The organism is Amycolatopsis sp. NPDC045836 (assembly GCF_056431745.1).
On sequence record NZ_JBWKKF010000021.1, the window covers coordinates 97038 to 113535 of the forward strand.

The window sequence follows — 16498 nt, forward strand, 5'->3', positions numbered from 1 at the left end:
TCGGCGGTGCAGTTCACCGGCGCGATGCTCCCCGCCGCACAACGGTTATTTCCCTGCATCACCCCCTTATGACCCCCCTATCTTCCGCCGCGTGCAGTCATTTCCCTAGTGTGTGCGCGCTCGCCGCCGTGGTGGGTCGCGGCGCTGGTAGCGTCCGTTTCCGTGCACATTTTCCCCCGTTGTGCCAACGCAGGAGATGTTGCCGAATGCAGCCCACCACGTGCCGGACGGACCCCGGCGGTGCGCCGCTTCCCGCGGCCGAGCAGCCGGACTGGCGGCACCACCCGGACTACGAGCGCACCCAGCGACGGCTCAGCGCCGCCGATCCCCTGGTCACCCCCGCGGAACTGACCGAGGTGCGTGGCGCGCTGGCGGCGGTGGCCGAGGGCTCGTCCCGCGTGCTCCAGGCCGGCGACTGCGCCGAAAGCTTCGGTGACGCCAGCCTTTCCTGCACCGCGGCCAAGGTCGCGGTGCTCAACGACCTCGCCGACCTGTTCGGCAAGAAGCTTTCCCAGCCGGTGGTCCGCTTCGGACGGATGGCCGGTCAGTACGCGAAACCGCGGTCGAACGCCTTCGAGACGGTCAACGGCGTCGAAGTGCCGGTGTTCCGCGGGCACCTGATCAACTCCGCCGAACCGGACCACGCGAGCAGGCAGCACGACCCGCGCCGCATGTTGTGGGCCTACCACGCCAGCGCCGAGGTGCTGGGCGCCTTGCGCACGCACTGGGCACCCGAGCAGCACAGCGGCCCGTGGACCAGCCACGAAGCGCTGGTGCTGGACTACGAACGCCCGCTGGTCCGGAGTGGACCCGGCGGCGACTATCTCGGTTCCGCGCACTTCCCGTGGATCGGCGAGCGCACCCGGCAACTCGACCACGCCCACGTGCACCTGCTGGCGTCGGTGACCAATCCGGTCGGCTGCAAGGTCGGGCCGCGCACGGATCCGGACACCGCGGTGCGGCTGTGCGAACTGCTCGACCCCGAGCGCGTGCCGGGCAGGCTGACGCTGATCGTGCGCATGGGCAAGGCCATCGGCTCGGCCCTGCCGCCGGTGGTGCGGGCGGTGCGCCGCGCGGGCCACCCGGTGGTGTGGCTCAGCGATCCCATGCACGGCAACACCGTGCGCGCCGAGACTGGGCAGAAGACCAGGTACCTGGCGGACATCATCGACGAGGCCGCCGCCTTCACGCGGCTCGTCGAGGAGCAGGGCGCGCACGCCGGCGGGCTGCACCTGGAGGTGGCGGCCGCGGACGTGACCGAGTGCGTCGGCGGGCCGGTGGCCGGGGAACGGCAGCTGGGGGCCAGGTACCGGTCGCTGTGCGATCCGCGGCTGAACCCGGAACAGGCTTTCGAACTGATCGACACCGTTTACTGACGCGAGCGGGATGGAACCCATGCCAGAACCCAGGACCACCGACGCCGACGTGGTGATCGTCGGCAACGGACCGGCCGGCCAGACCCTGTCCATGCTGCTCGCCCAGCGCGGGTGGCGGGTGATCGTGCTGGAACGCTGGCCGGAGCCGTACCCCTTCCCGCGCGTCAAGGGGTTCGACGGGGAGACCGCACGCAACTTCGCCGCGGCGGGCATCGGCGAGGCGCTGCCGCGGATCTACGAGCGGCTGGGCGAGTACGAGTTCCTCAACGCCGCCGGGCAGCGGCTGATGCGCTTCGACGTCCCGTTCGAAACCGGCCGCGACGGCTGGCCACCGGCCGTGGTCATCCACCACCCCACCCTGGAAGCCGCCCTGTCCGAGCAGGCCGCGAAACTGCCCACGCTGAAGGTGCTGACCGGCCACACCGCCACCGGCCTGACCGACCACGGCGACCACGTCGAGGTCGAGGCCCCCGGCCCGCACGCGGAGTACGACCGGATCACCGCCTCCTGGGTGATCGGCTGCGACGGCGCCAACAGCTTCGTCCGCGAGCACATCGGCTCCACGAACACGGACTTGGGCTTCAAACAGGACTGGCTGCTCTGCGACGTGCTGTTCCACGAGCCACGTGAGTTCCACCCGAACGACCGGCAGATCTGCGACCCCCTGCGGCCGACGACCATGGTCGCCAGCGGCCGGGGCCACCGCCGGTGGGAGTTCCGGCGGCTGCCGGGCGAGACGGTCGAGCGGATGAACCGCCCGGAAAACGTCTGGCGCCTGCTCAAGCGCTTCGACGCGACGCCGGAGAACGCCACCCTGTGCCGGCACACCATGTACACCTTCCAGGCCCGCATCGCCGACAAGTGGCGGGAGGGCCGGATCCTGATCGTCGGCGACGCGGCCCACCTGATGCCCCCGTTCGCCGGCCAGGGCATGTGCTCCGGCGTCCGCGACGCCGCGAACCTGGCGTGGAAACTGGACCTGGTCCTCCGCGGCGTCGCTACTGATGAACTGCTGGACGAATACCCCGCCGAACGCGACCCCCAGGTGCGGCACGCGATCAACGTCTCGGTGGAGATGGGCAAGATCATCTCGGAACTGGACACCGTCGCCGCCGCCAACCGGGACGCCCACCTGCTGGGCATGCAAGCCGCCCCCGAAGCCGACGGCTCCTCCTCCGACGACTCCTCTTCGTTCTACTCGCTGGAAACCGGCGTGATCCGAAGCGGTGCCCTGGCCGGTGAACTCAGCCCCCAGGGCCGGGTCGCCCGAGGCAACGAGGAGGCCCTGTTCGACGACGTCGTCGGCCGGGGTTTCGTGCTGCTGTCCACTTTCGACCCGTTCTCCGTGCTGGACAGCGAAGACCTGGAGTTCCTGGGCACCATCGGCGCCCACCTGGTCCGGGTGCTGCCCTCGGACACCTCCCCCACCGATGTCAAACCCCACGAGGTGGTCGACGTGCAGGACGTCTACCTGCCCTACCTGGCCGAGGCCAAGGTCGTCGGCGCCCTGGTCCGCCCGGACTTCTACCTCTACGGCACCGCCCTGGACCGAGCCGACCTCTCCACCCTGGTCCGCGACCTGCGCACCCACCTCACCACCAAGGCCCCGGCCCCCACCCCCTGACCTCAAGCGGGCACCACCCCGGCAGCCGGGCACCCACCCGGCAGCCGCCCGAAGCACCGCCGGCCAAGCACCACACCAGAATCAAGCACCCATCAGAAGCCAGACACCACACCAGAGTCAAGCACCCCACCAGAACCAGACACCACACCAGAAACCAAGCACCCCACCAAAAACCAGACACCACACCGAAAGCCAGACATCGCCCCAGAAGCCAGACATCCCCCCAAATCGGGCCACCAAATCGGGCTACCAAAATCGGGCACCAAACCGGCAGCCGGGCCCCAACCGCACCACCCAGCCACCCAGCCCCGCCCCCACCCCGCTCCACAGCCCAAAACACGGCGAAGACCTCGTTGCCAAGGTAATCCCCCCAGCCTTGACAACGAGGTCTTCGCCGTAGTCACAATGAAAAAGCGGGGTGACTCCCCCCAAACCCCCCTACCCCGCCCCAGCCATATCCGTCAGCAACTCCACCGGCAAATCCTTCCGGTACTTGACATTCAACTTCCGGTAAACCCGCGTCAAATGCTGCTCAATGGTACTCGGCGTGATGAACAACTTGTTCGCGATTTCCCGATTCGTGTACCCCACCGCCGCCAGCGCCGCCACCCTCCGCTCCGCGTCCGTCAACGCGTCCACCCCCCTGTCCGTGGGCGTCTTCCGCCGCGAAACCTCCGGCTTCGCCGACCGGCTCGGCAGCAGTTCCTCACACAGTTCCAAAGCATCACAGGCGTTCGCCACGTGCCAGGCCCGTCGCGCGATCGTCCAGGCGCGGCGGTGTTCCCGCAGTGCCTGGTGCGTGCGGCTCAGCTCGGCCAGCGCCAGCGCCAGCTCGTACTGGTCCCCGTGCTCCTCCAGGATGGACACCGCCTCGGCCAGCAGCTGCGGGCGCGTGTGCGGCTGGCTCGTCGCGGCCAGCAGGCGCAACGCCGTGCCGCGCGTCCGTGAACTCTCCGGCCCGAGCTTCGCCAGCTGCTCGTTGACCAACCGGCGTGCCTCGTCGCGGTTGCCGTGCCGCAGCCACGCTTCGGCCGCGCTCGTCCGCCACGGCACCAGCCCCGGTGAGTCCAGGCCCCAGCTGGTCATCAGTTCACCGCACGCCAGGAAGTCGGCCAGCGCTGCGTAGTGCCGTGAAGTGGCCAGGTAGTGCGTTCCGCGCGCGGCCAGGTAGTGCAGCCCGTGGCGGCTCTGGAACATCGCCTCCGGCACCGACTGCTCCAGCTGCTTCGCCGCGTCCGCGTGCCTGCCCATCCGCGTCAGCGCGGTGATCAGCGCGCCGAGCGGCAGTCCGGCGGCCACGCCCCAGCCCGTGGGCGGCAGCAGGTCGAGCGCGGTCCGCGCCTGCTCCACCGCCACCGGCAGCTCACCCCGCCGCACCGCGATCTCCGCCCGCGCCGCGGCGAACAACGCCCGGCTGACCGGCGTGCGCGCCTCACCGAGCAACCGCCCGGCCGCCGTCTGCGCGGCCTCCAGCCGGTCCGCGTAGACCAGCGCCAGCAACGCCGACATCGCCGTTTCCGGTCCCCACGACCGGCTGTCGCTCGGCCGGGCCGCCTCCAGCACCTGCTCGGCGTCGGTCACCACCTGCGCACCCGGCCCGTACGCCAGCACCCCGGCCAGCGCCGCGGTGGCCTTGAGCGACGGCCCGGTGGTCAGGTCGAGCGAGCGCCGGGCGGCGTCGGCGGTCACCGGCCCGCGGGTGGCCAGCGCCGGGTGCGTGCAGGCCAGCCACAGCTCCATCGCCCGCGTGTCCTCCCCGCCACGGGCCACCGGCCGCCCGTCCCGCTCCACCACCTCCAGCGCCCGCTTGGCCTCGGTGAACCGGCCGTCCCAGAGCAGCTGCCGGACCAGGGCCAGCACGTCGGGCTCGGTGAGCCGGTCGACGGCCCGGGCCAGCGGCGGCAGCCGCCGGGCCGCCGCCGAGGGGTTGACCCGCCATTCCGCCCGCGCCAGCCGGGCCGCGATCGCCGCCCGCTCCTGCACCCCCGGGCACCCGCGGTGGGCGAGTTCCAGGCAGCGCACGGCGTCCTCGATCCGTTCGTCCCGCAGTGCCTGGTCGGCCGCCTCCACCAGTACCGGCACCGTCCACGGGCTGTGCGTGTCCTCGGCGTCGAGCAGGTGCGGCGCCACCTCGACCGCGGGTGCGCCCCGGTCGTGCCGCAGGCGGGCGGCGGCGAGGCTGCGGGCCCGGCGGTCCGCCGCGGACATGTCGGCCAGCACGGCCTCCCGCGCCGCCGGGTGGCGGAACCGGCCGTGTTCGGTCAGTTCCGCCGCGTCGAGCGACGAGATCGCCGACGCCACCGCCGCCGCGGTCAGGCCACCGAGTTCCGCGACCGCCGCCGGGGTCGCCGCCTCCCCCAGCACCGCCAGTGACCGGGCGACCGCCAGCACCTCCGGCTCACCGCGGTGCAGGCTGCTCAGCAAGCCCTGCCGGAAGCACCGGCCGGGCACCACCTCCCCCGGCTGCTCGGGCAGATCGGCCAGCACCGCCCGGACCAGCAGCGGGTTGCCGCCCGTCACCGGATACAACTTCGGCGCCAGCCGGCGGGCCCGCCTGCCGCCCAGCTGCTCGGCGGCGAGCGCGGCCACCCCCTCCTCGGACAGCGGCGGCAGCTCCAGGTGCACGCAGTCGTGCCGGGCGAGTTCGTCGTGCAGCGCGGAGTGCCCGGCCGCCGGGGTGTCCACTTCGGTCAGCACCAGCAGCGCGTCCGCCCCGCGCAACCGGCGCAGCAGGTACCGGAGCCAGTGCCCGGACTCGGCGTCCGCGTGCTGCACGTCGTCGACGGTGATCAGCACCGGGGCCCGGTCGAGCAGGATCCGGCAGAGCGAATGCCGCAGCCGCGCGAGTTCCCGTTCGCCCACACCGGTTTCCAGCGCCCGGGTCAGCCGGTCCGCGGTCTCGGGCGGCAGGTCGACGCCACGGAACAACTGGTGCACCACCCCGAACGGCAACGCCCGCTCGTCACGCGAACACGAAGCCGCGTGGTGCGGCCGGTCCGCGACGGCGGCCAGCGCGGACAGCAGCTCGGTCTTGCCGGTGGCGACCGGCCCGGTGAGGCGGACCACGTGCCCGCCGCCGTCGAGCAGGCCGCTGAGGCGGTCCCACTGGGCCTCGCGCTCGACCAGTCCGGCCGGGGGTTCCGCGTCGCGATCGGCCATGCTCGCGCCCCTCGTGTCGACACTCCGCCGAATACACTCAAGCACGCGTTACCGCAGCACACCCGGGGTACTAGGGGTTTTCCTCGAGTTGCGGTGAGGCTCACGACAAGGCTTCCGGCGGTGCGCCATGCTCCCGGTCATGGCGTTCGAAAACCGCAGTCAGCGCCCCGTCCTGTTCGTCAGCTACCCCGAAAGCGGGCTGCTCAACCCGATGCTCGTCCTGGCCGGGGAGCTGTCCCGCCGCGGTGTCGCCGATCTCTGGTTCGCGACCGACGAAAACCGCTCAGCCGCCGTCGACGGCCTGAACGCGGGCACCCCGGTCGAGTTCTACTCCCTCGGTGAGCCGATCCCCGAACTGTCCTCACCGAACTGGGACGACAAGACCTATCGCGAAGTCACCCAGAAATCGAAGTTCAAGGCCCGGCGGGCGGTCATCGAGCAGACCGACCACCCGCGGCTGCGGGTGCCGAAGTACCGCGCGCTCGAAGAGGCCGTCGAGAAGATCAACCCGGCGCTGATGGTGGTCGAGAGCATGTGCCGGTTCGGCATCGAACTGGCCATCACCAAGAAGATCCCGTACGTGCTGAACGTGCCGTTCGTGCCCAGCAACCTGCTCACCTCCTACGTGCCGATCGGCCCCTCCTACACCCCGAAGGGCTTCCCGGTCCCGCATTCCGGCCTGCCGTTCCGGGGTTCGCTCCGGCAACGCGTGGCGAATCGGCTGTTCGGCTGGCGCACGCTGACCATGGCGATGTCCCCGGCCATGCGGGCACGCCAGGCCGAGGACGCCGAAGTCCGCGCGGAACTGGGCGTCGCCCCCGAGGCGTACGGGCAGTTCGCCCGCGTGGAACGAGCGGAACTGGTGTTGTGCGACACCATCGCCGAACTGGACTACCCGTTCGAACTGCCGCCGAAGGTGCGGCCCGTCGGCGCGATGGTGCCGCCGCTGCCCGAAGCGGCGCCGAACGAGCTGACCGCCTGGCTCGACGCCCAGGATTCGGTCGTGTACATGGGTTTCGGCACCATCACCCGGCTCACCGCCGAGCAGGTCGGCGCGCTGGTCGAGGTGGCCAGGCGGCTCGACGGCCGCCACCAGGTGCTCTGGAAGCTGCCCGCCGAGCAGCAGCGGTGGCTGCCACCCGCCGAACAGCTGCCCGGCAACCTGCGCATCGAGCACTGGGTGCCGTCGCAGCTCGACGTGCTCGCCCACCCCAGCGTGAAGCTGTTCTTCTCGCACGGCGGCGGGAACGCCTACAACGAGGGCGTCTACTTCGGCAAACCGCAGGTGATGCGGCCGCTGTGGGTGGACTGCTACGACCAGGCGGTGCGCGGGGAGTCCTTCGGCATCAGCCTGACCCTGGACGATCCCCGCGGCATGGCGGTCGACGACGTGCTGGACAAGCTGACCAGGGTGCTCGGCGACGACTCGTTCCGCACCCGTGCCGAACGGCTCGCCCGGTTGCAGCGGGCGGCGGGCGGCCGGGAAGCCGCCGCCGACCTCCTGCTCGGCCTGCCGTCGATGGCGAGGAACTGACATGAGCTACCGGTATCCGGTGTCCCAGCCGTGGCTGGAGGGGCGCGAACTGGAATACGTCACCAAGGCCGTCACCGGGAACTGGATCTCCTCGCAGGGCCCGTACGTCCGGCAGTTCGAGGAGGCTTTCGCCGCCTACAACGGGGTCGCGCGCGGGGTGGCCTGCTCCTCGGGCACCACGGCGCTGACGCTGGCGTTGCGGGCGCTCGGCATCGGCCCCGGCGACGAGGTCCTGGTGCCGGAGTTCACCATGATCGCCAGCGCGTGGGCGGTGACCTACCTCGGGGCCACCCCGGTGTTCGTCGACTGCGGTGACGACCTGAACCTCGATCCGGCGCTGCTCGAAGCCAAGATCACGCCGCGCACCAAGGCGATCATGCCGGTGCACGTCTACGGCAGGCGCTGCGACATGGACGCGATCATGGCCATCGCCTTCGAGTACGGCCTGCGGGTGGTCGAAGACGCCGCCGAGGCGCACGGCGTGAAACCGGCCGGTGACATCGCCTGCTACTCGCTGTTCGCGAACAAGATCATCACCGCCGGTGAGGGCGGGATCTGCCTGACCGACGACCACTGGCTGGCCGACCAGCTGGCGCACCTGCGGGGCATGGCCTTCACCGCGGACCACAACTTCCTGCACAAGAAGCTCGCCTACAACTTCCGCATGACCAATCTCCAGGCCGCCGTCGCGCTGGCGCAGGTGGAGCGGCTCGACGAGATCCTCCAGCGGCGGGCGGCGATCGACAAGCACTACACCGCCGGCCTGGAGGGCATCGGCGGCATCACCCTGATGCCGCCGCGCGACGTGCTCTGGATGTACGACCTGCTGGCCGACCGGCGCGACGAGCTGATGGCCCACCTGGCCGCCGAAGGCATCGAAACGCGGTACTTCTTCAAGCCGATGAGCCGCCAGCCGGGCTACCTGGCCGACGGCTGGGCGGAGCTGAACGCGAACCGGTTCGCCGAAACCGGCCTGTACCTGCCGACCTACACCCAACTGACCGAGTCGGACCAGGACTTCATCATCGGGAAGATCCGCGGGTTCTACGGGGAAGAGTGATCATGCCGAGTGCCGAACAGCCGCTGGTCCCGTTCATGCTGAAGCGGCCGGGGCAGCCGTTCCCGCCCGCCGAGTACGAGCAGTTCCGGAAGGTGGACGGGCTGGTGCGGGCGTCGCTGCCGACCGGCGGCCAGGTCTGGCTGGTCACCCGGCACGAGGACGTGCGCAAGGTGCTGACCGAGCCGAGGATCAGCTCGAACCCGTCGAAGGAGGGTTTCCCCCGGCCCGGCCGCACCGGCGGCGCGCCGTCGGCCCACGAGGTGCCCGGCTGGTTCGTCTCGCTGGACCCGCCCGAGCACACCCGGTTCCGCAAGGCGCTGATCCCCGAGTTCACCGTGCGCCGCATCAAGGAGATGCGCGAGGCGGTGGAGGCGATCGTCGACGGGGTGCTGGACCGCATGCTGGCCAAGGGGAATTCGGCGGACCTGGTGGCGGACTTCGCCTTGCCGGTGCCGTCGCTGGTGATCTCCTCGCTGCTCGGGGTGCCCAAGGTGGACCGGGACTTCTTCGAGTCCAAGACCCAGGTGCTGGTCACCCTCAGCTCCACCGACGAGGAGCGCGACGACGCCAGCCAGCAGATCCTGCGGTACCTCAACCGGCTGATCTCGCTGCGCGGGAAGCGGCCCGGCGACGACCTGATCAGCAGGCTGGTCTCGGCGGGCACCCTGGACCCCGCCGAGATCTCCGGGGTGGCCATGCTGCTGCTGATCGCCGGGCACGAGACCACGGCGAACAACATCGCGCTCGGCGCGATGACGCTGATCGACAACCCGCAGTGGATCGGGGACGAGCGCGTGGTGGAGGAACTGCTGCGCTACTACTCGGTGGCCGACGTGGTGGCGTTGCGCGTGGCCGTGGAGGACGTGGAGATCGGCGGCCAGCTGATCAGGGCCGGGGAGGGCATCGTGCCGCTGGTGGCCGGGGCCAACCACGACGAATCGATGTTCGAGCGGCCCCGCGAGTTCGACCCCGGGCGTTCGGCGCAGCACCACGTGGCCTTCGGCTACGGCGTGCACCAGTGCCTCGGCCAGAACCTGGTGCGCGTCGAGATGGATGTGGCCTACCGCAAGCTGTTCGAGCGCGTGCCGACGCTCAAGGTGGCCGAGGCCCCCGAAGGTCTGCCCTACAAATACGACGGTGTGCTGTTCGGGCTGCACGCGTTGCCTGTTTGCTGGTAGGAGAACTGGGGATGACCACTTCGCAAGACGAGCTGCCGTCGCTGGCGGCCGAATCGGAGGGCCTGCTGCGCATGCGGCCGAGCACGCTGCTGCGCGAGTTGCAGCAGCGGGCGCCGGTCTGCCGCGTGCGCACGCCCGCCGGCGACGAGGCCTGGCTGGTCACGCGCTACGCCGAGGTCAAGCAGCTGCTGATGGACGAGCGGATCGGGCGGTCGCACCTGGACCCGGAGTCGGCACCGCGCTATGTCGACAACCCGTTGCTGGACATGCTGATCATCCCGGACCACGAGGCCGCGCGGGACGCGCACAAGCAGGCGCGGTCGTGGCTGGCGCCGAACTTCACCGCGCGCCGCGTGCTGAACCTGAAGCCGCGGGTGGAAGCGATCGCAGCGTCTACTTTGGATTCGTTCGCGGAGTCCCCGCGGCCCGCCGATCTGCACGGCGGGTTCTCCTTCCCCTTCGCGTTGCTGGTGCTGTGCGAGCTGATCGGGGTGCCGCTGGACGAGCGGGACCGGATCCTGGAACCGCTGCAGCAGATGGGCGGCGTCGACGACCGGAACGGCGCCGAGGGCGGTATGGGCGCGATCTTCGCGTACGCCGCCGAACTCGGGGCGCGCAAGCGCGTGGAACCCGGTGAGGACGTCATTTCCCGCATGGTGCAGAACGGCGCCACCGACGAGCAGGTCGGGCCGATCGCGGCGAACCTGCTGTTCGCCGGGCTGGAGAGCGTGGCGTCGCACATCGACCTCGGGGTCGCGCTGCTGTCGGCCCACCCGGACCAGCGCGACGCGGCGCTCGCCTCCTCGGGCGGGCTGACGCACGCGGTCGAGGAGATCCTGCGCGCGGCGAAGGCGGGCGGCTCGGCGTTGCCGCGGTACGCCGCCGAAGACATCGAAATCGGCGGGGTCACCATCCGCGCCGGCGACCTGGTGCTGATCGACTTCACCCTGGCGAACTTCGACACCCGGGCCTTCGACGACCCTTCGCGGTTCGACGTGACGCGCTCGCCGAACGCCCACCTGACCTTCGCCCACGGCATCTGGCACTGCATCGGCGCACCACTGGCGCGGGTGCAGCTGCAGGTCGCCTTCTCGGCCCTGTTCACCCGGCTGCCGGACCTGCGCCTGGCGGTGCCGGTCGAAGACCTGCAAATGCGCGGCAGCGGCCTGGCCGACGGTTTGGGCGGTCTCCCCGTCACCTGGTAGCCCGTTTTCACCCCGTCGACGTGCCTGCACGTCGACGGGGTTTTTTCACGGCCTGAGTTCCGCGGCCCCCGGGCACGCCGCCGCTCACGGCCGCGAGGGGCGCGGCCGTGAGCGGCGGGGGTCACTTGAGCGTGGTCAGCCAGTCTTCGATGACGCCGGCGGTCAGCCCCGAGTGCTCCTTGACCATGGCCATGTGGTCGGCTTCGATCATGCGGACTTCGGTGGTCGGGATGGGGACCTCCGTCATGGCCGTTTCCAGTTCCGTGCCGTCCACTTCGACGGCGCACCGGATCAGCAGCGTGGGCGCTTCCGGGTGCAGCCCGATGTCGGTCATCTTCATGAACCAGTGCGCCATGGCCGACAGGCGGGCGCTGTTCATCTTCACCGCCGGCGAGTCCATGGTGTTGAAGTAGTTGTTCGACACCGCGTCGAAGTTGATGCCTTCGTTCGAGTCGTAGCGCAGGCTCAGCGTGTCCAGCAGGATCACCGCCTCCGGGCTGATCCCCCACGTCTGCTCCAGCACCGCCGCCGCGAAGTAGGCCAGCGTGCCCCCGGTCGAGTGCCCCACCAGCACGAACGGCTCGCCGTCGCTGGCTTCCAGCACGCTCTCCGCGACCACCCGAGCCGCCGCTTCCGTGGTCGCGGGCAGGCTCTCGCCCGGCGCGAAGCCGACCAGCGGCAGGGCCGAGACGTGCCGCTTGCCCCGCAGGTGCGCGGCGATCCGCGCGTACATGTGCACCCCGGCGCTGGCCCCCGGCGCGCTGATGCAGATCAGCCGCGGGGTCGACGGCCCGTCGGCCAGGGTCACCGCGGCGGGCAGCTCCTCCAGCTCGGCCGGGGTGTCGAAGGTCGGCCGCAGCTGCGCCACGTACTTCAGCATCCGCAGCCCTTCCACCGCCTTGCCCTCGTTCACCGCCTTCATGAACAGGCCCTGCACGGTGTCGTCCGGGTCGACCAGCTGCTGCGCCCCACCGGACACCGCCGTCGAAGCCGGTTCCGCGGGCAGCTCGCCCAGCAGCCACTCCGCCAGCTTCGACGGCGTCTTGTTGTCGAACACCACCGAACTCGGCAGCTTCACCCCCAGCAGTTCCGAGAGCTGGTTCCGCAGCTCCACCGCGATCAGCGAGTCGAAGCCCAGCTCGAGGAAGTCCCGTTCCGGATCGACCTCACCGGCGTCGCTGTGCCCCAGCAGCACGGCCGAGGTCTGCACGACCAGCTCCTGCAGCGCGTCCTGCTGCCCGGCCGGGTCCATCCCGCGCAGGCGGTCGAGCACGGTGACCGAAGCCTTCTCCGCCGCGGCGGGCACCGGATCGCCGAGCAGGCCGCGGAACAGCGGTGCCGCGCCGCCCTGCGAACGCTGGCCCTCCTCGTTGAAGTGCATCGGCACCACCACGGCGTCCGGGCGCGACAGCGCCGCCTCGAACAACGCCATGCCCTGGCCGGGCGTCAGCGGCGGCATCCCGGAACGCGTGATGCGCTCCATCGCGGCCTGGCTGAGCCCGCTGGTCATCCCGCTCTCCTGCGCCCACGGCCCCCACGCCAGCGAGGTCGCCGCCAGGCCGAGCCCGCGGCGGTGTTCGGCCAGTGCGTCGACGAACGCGTTGGCGGCGGCGTAGTTGCCCTGCCCGACCGCACCGGTCACCGACGAAACCGACGAGTACAGCGCGAACACCGGCAGGTCCAGCGCCAGGGTCGCCTGGTGCAGGTTCCACGCGGCATCGACCTTCGGCCGCAGCACCGCGTCCAGCCGCTCCCGGGTCAGCGAGCCGACCAGCCCGTCGTCGAGCACACCGGCGGCGTGGATCACCGCGGTCAGCGGGTGCTCGGCGGGAATCGACGCCAGCAGTTCTGCCAGCGCGGCCGCATCGGCGACGTCGCAGGCGGCCACCGTCACCGAAGCCCCCAGCTCCGAAAGCGAGGTCTGCAACTCGGCCGCACCCGGCGACCGCGAACCGCTCCGCGAGGCCAGCAGCAGGTGCCGGACGCCGCGTTCGGCGACCAGGTACCGCGCGAGCACCTTGCCGAGGCCACCGGTGCCGCCGGTCAGCAGCACGGTGCCCTCGGGGTCCAGCTCGCGCCGCGGCAGCTCCTCCTCGGCCAGCCGCGCCAAGCGCGCCACCCGCACACCGCCCTTGCGCAACACCACCCGCGGCTCGTCCCAGGACAGCAGCGACGGCAGCACGGCGGGGGAGGTCTCGGTGTCGTCGAGGTCCACCAGCAGGAAGCGCCCGGGGTTCTCCGACTGCGCCGAGCGCACCAGCCCGCAGGCCGCCGCGGCACCGGCGTCGGTCAGCTCCTCCCCCGGCAGCGCCACCGCCCCGCAGGTGATGAACACCAGCTTCGAGTTGGCGAACCGCTGGTCCTCCAGGCTCTCCTTGATCAGGTCCAGCACCCGGCCGGTCAGCTCGTGCACCGAAGCGGGGCCTGCACCACCGGCCACCGACACCAGGAACACGTCCGGGGCGAGGCCGCCGTCGGTCAGGGTGTCGGCCAGCGTCTCGCCGTAGGCCGTGATGGTTTCCCCGGCGCCGTACATCTTGTGCGCCATGTCGAACTCGTCGGCGCCGATGACCGCCCACCGGGCTCCACCGGCCGAGACCGACGGCGACGCCGGGATCCAGTCCAGGTGGAACAGCTCCGGGCGGCCGCTCGGCAGCTTCGCCGGGCCGCTCTCCGGGCGCGCCCCGCCGGTCGGCCAGAAGCGCTGGTGCTGGAAGGCGTAGGTGGGCAGGTCGACCCGCTTCGCGCCCATGCCGGTGAAGTAGGCGGGCCAGTCCAGCCGCACGCCGCTCACGTGCAGCCGGGCCAGCGCGGTCAGCACCGACTTCTCCTCGGAACGGTCCTTGCGCAGCAACGGGACCACGGTCACCTGACGCGGCACGTCCTCCAGGCTTTCCTGCGCGAGCGCGGAAAGCACCCCGTCCGGGCCGAGTTCGAGGAACGCGCCGACGCCGTGGCCGACCAGCTCGCGCACCGCGTCCGCGAAGCGCACGGCGTCGCGGACGTGCCGCACCCAGTACTCCGGTGAGGTCACGTCGCCGCTGGTGACCACCGGAATTTCGGGTTCGCTGAACGAAAGCCCGGAAACCACCGCGCGGAACTCGGACAGCATCGGGTCCATCAGCGGTGAGTGGAAGGCGTGCGAGACCGGCAGGCGGCTCGTCTTGCGGCCCTCGCCCTCGAACTTCGACGCGATGGCGGCCACGGCGTCCTCTTCACCGGAGACGACCACCGAAGACGGCCCGTTCACCGCGGCGAGCGACACGGTGTCACCGAGCAGCGGCGTCACTTCTTCTTCGGTGGCCTTGATCGCCACCATCGCCCCGCCCGCCCGTCGCCCACCACCACCCTCAACGGAGTCGCTGCGCGACGCCGAGTCAACTCCCGGGAGGGCCTGCATCAGCCGGCCCCGCGCTTCGACGAGCTTGCACGCGTCCTCCAGCGAGAGCACCCCGGCCACGTGCGCGGCGGCGATCTCACCGATGGAGTGCCCGGCCAGGTGGTCCGGCGAGATCCCCCACGACTCGACCAGCCGGTACAGCGCCACCTCGACGGCGAACAACGCGGGCTGCGCGTTCCCGGTCTGGTTCAGCGCACCGGGGTCCGAACCCCACATCACGTCACGCACGTCGAGGTGCGTGAACACCTCGTCCAACGCCGACGCGAACACCGGGTACCGGCCGTACAGCTCACGCCCCATGTCGATCCGCTGCGAGCCCTGGCCGGTGAACAACACGGCCAGCGACCGGCGCGAAGCCGTGCCACGGGCGAGTTCGCCGGAGCCGACCAGCACGGCCCGGTGCTCGAACTGCGACCGCGTGGTGGCCAGCGAGTAACCGACGTCGACCGCGGAAAGCCCGGACAGTTCCCGGATCCGCGCGATCTGGGCGTCCAGCGCGGCCTCGGACCTGCCGGAAACCAGCAGGGGCACCAGCTCGGTGCGCACGCTCGCCGGTTCCCCGGTCACCTCGACCGGGGGTGCCTGCTCCAGGATCACGTGGGCGTTGGTGCCGCTGACCCCGAACGACGAAACCCCGGCGCGCCGGGGCCGGTCGACCCGCGGCCACGGCGTGTTCTCCTGGAGCAGCTCGATTTCACCGGCCGACCAGTCCACGTGGGACGAGGGTTCGGTGACGTGCAGGGTCCGCGGCAGCTCACCGTGCCGCAGCGCCATGACCATCTTGATCACCCCGGCGACACCGGCGGCGGCCTGCGTGTGCCCGAGGTTCGACTTGACCGCCCCCAGCAGCAACGGCCGGTCCTGGCTGCGTTGTCCGTAGGTCGCCAGCAACGCCTGCGCCTCGATCGGATCACCGAGGGTCGTCCCGGTGCCGTGTGCCTCCACCGCGTCCACGTCGGCCGGGGAAAGCCCGGCGGAGGCCAGCGCCGCCCGGATCACCGCACGCTGCGACGGGCCGTTCGGCGCGGACAGGCCGTTGGACGCACCGTCCTGGTTGACCGCCGAACCCCGCACGACCGCCAGCACCGGGTGCCCGTTGCGCTGCGCGTCGGACAGCTTCTCCAGCAGCAGCACGCCGATGCCCTCGGACCAGCCCGTGCCGTCGGCGGTGTCGGAGAACGCCTTGCACCGCCCGTCCGGCGCCAGCCCGCCCTGGCGGGTGAACCCGGCGAAGTTCGACGAGGTGGTCATCACCGTCACCCCACCGGCCAGCGCCAGCGAGCATTCCCCGCTGCGCAGCGCGTGCCCGGCCAGGTGCATCGCCACCAGCGAGGAGGAGCACGCGGTGTCCACGGTGACCGCCGGGCCCTCCAGCCCGAAGGTGTAGGACAACCGGCCGGAGAGCACACTGGCCGAGGTGCCCATACCGGCGTGGCCCTCGACGTCCTCCTGCGACGCGATCAGCACGTGCCCGTAGTCCTGGCCGTTCGTGCCGGCGAACACACCGGTCCGGCTGCCCCGCAGCGAAACCGGGTCGATGCCGGCGCGCTCGATCGCCTCCCACGACACCTCCAGCAGCAACCGCTGCTGGGGGTCCATCGCCAGCGCCTCCCGCGGCGAGATGCCGAAGAAGCCGGGGTCGAACTCGGCGGCGTCGTAGAGGAACCCGCCCTGGAGCGTGGCGCTCTGCCCCTGGCCGTCCCCGGCGAGCACGCTGAGGTCCCAGCCGCGGTCGGCCGGGAAGCCGCCGATCGCGTCGGTGCCCTCGGCCAGCAGCGTCCACAGCTGTTCCGGGGAGGACACCCCGCCGGGGAAGCGGCACGCCATGCCGATCACCGCGATCGGCTCGTGCCTGCCCGCCTCCGCCTCCTCCAGGCGCCGCCGGGTCTCGTGCAGATCGGCGGTGACCCATTTCAGGTATTCAACGAGCTTCTCTTCGTCGGGCATCGTCGGAAAACCTCT

7 protein-coding genes and 1 pseudogene are annotated in these 16498 nt (G+C 71.1%); 6 read left to right on the forward strand and 2 right to left on the reverse strand.

Annotated features, from left to right (window positions below):
* The first annotated feature begins 206 nt into the window (after window positions 1–206).
* A complete protein-coding gene (locus AC07EG_RS32225) occupies window positions 207–1376 on the forward strand; it encodes a 3-deoxy-7-phosphoheptulonate synthase (protein ID WP_478257008.1) in 1170 nt (389 codons plus the stop codon).
* A gap of 19 nt (window positions 1377–1395) precedes the next feature.
* Window positions 1396–3000, forward strand: a complete 1605-nt coding sequence (mhpA, locus tag AC07EG_RS32230) for a bifunctional 3-(3-hydroxy-phenyl)propionate/3-hydroxycinnamic acid hydroxylase MhpA (RefSeq protein ID WP_478257009.1) — start codon at window positions 1396–1398, stop codon at window positions 2998–3000.
* Between the two features lie 438 nt (window positions 3001–3438).
* Here mhpA and AC07EG_RS32235 read toward each other — a convergent pair whose 3' ends face one another.
* On the reverse strand, window positions 3439–6159 hold the full coding sequence (locus AC07EG_RS32235) for a helix-turn-helix transcriptional regulator (protein ID WP_478257010.1): 2721 nt from the start codon (window positions 6157–6159) through the stop codon (window positions 3439–3441).
* Between the two features lie 139 nt (window positions 6160–6298).
* Here AC07EG_RS32235 and AC07EG_RS32240 point away from each other — a divergent pair, with 139 nt between their 5' ends.
* Genes AC07EG_RS32240 through AC07EG_RS32255 form a run of 4 tightly spaced genes read left to right on the forward strand, consistent with a single transcriptional unit; the run spans window position 6299 to window position 11136 of the window.
* The gene (locus tag AC07EG_RS32240; protein WP_478257011.1) at window positions 6299–7693 is read left to right on the forward strand and encodes a glycosyltransferase; all 1395 of its coding nucleotides are present in this window, start codon (window positions 6299–6301) and stop codon (window positions 7691–7693) included.
* A 1-nt stretch (window position 7694) separates the two neighbouring features.
* Complete coding sequence (locus tag AC07EG_RS32245) at window positions 7695–8753, forward strand: DegT/DnrJ/EryC1/StrS family aminotransferase (RefSeq protein ID WP_478257012.1); 1059 nt, start codon at window positions 7695–7697, stop codon at window positions 8751–8753.
* 2 nt (window positions 8754–8755) lie between these two features.
* Window positions 8756–9931, forward strand: coding sequence for a cytochrome P450 (locus tag AC07EG_RS32250; RefSeq protein WP_478257013.1), 1176 nt, complete (start codon window positions 8756–8758; stop codon window positions 9929–9931).
* 11 nt (window positions 9932–9942) lie between these two features.
* Window positions 9943–11136 carry a cytochrome P450 gene (locus AC07EG_RS32255; protein WP_478257014.1) on the forward strand — a complete coding sequence of 398 codons (1194 nt, stop codon included), beginning with the start codon at window positions 9943–9945 and terminating at the stop codon, window positions 11134–11136.
* A gap of 121 nt (window positions 11137–11257) precedes the next feature.
* On the opposite strand, the pseudogene AC07EG_RS32260 reads toward AC07EG_RS32255, so the two are convergent.
* A pseudogene (locus AC07EG_RS32260) lies at window positions 11258–16483 on the reverse strand (SDR family NAD(P)-dependent oxidoreductase); the annotation flags it as partial.
* Window positions 16484–16498: the final 15 nt, after the last annotated feature.

Bases quoted from the DNA above. Each gene is read 5' to 3' on its own strand.
- AC07EG_RS32225 (WP_478257008.1), top strand. From the start codon at position 207: ATGCAGCCCACCACGTGCCGGACGGACCCCGGCGGTGCGCCGCTTCCC.
- AC07EG_RS32235 (WP_478257010.1), bottom strand. From the start codon at position 6,159: ATGGCCGATCGCGACGCGGAACCCCCGGCCGGACTGGTCGAGCGCGAG.
- AC07EG_RS32245 (WP_478257012.1), top strand. From the start codon at position 7,695: ATGAGCTACCGGTATCCGGTGTCCCAGCCGTGGCTGGAGGGGCGCGAA.
- AC07EG_RS32240 (WP_478257011.1), top strand. From the start codon at position 6,299: ATGGCGTTCGAAAACCGCAGTCAGCGCCCCGTCCTGTTCGTCAGCTAC.
- AC07EG_RS32255 (WP_478257014.1), top strand. From the start codon at position 9,943: ATGACCACTTCGCAAGACGAGCTGCCGTCGCTGGCGGCCGAATCGGAG.
- mhpA (WP_478257009.1), top strand. From the start codon at position 1,396: ATGCCAGAACCCAGGACCACCGACGCCGACGTGGTGATCGTCGGCAAC.
- AC07EG_RS32250 (WP_478257013.1), top strand. From the start codon at position 8,756: ATGCCGAGTGCCGAACAGCCGCTGGTCCCGTTCATGCTGAAGCGGCCG.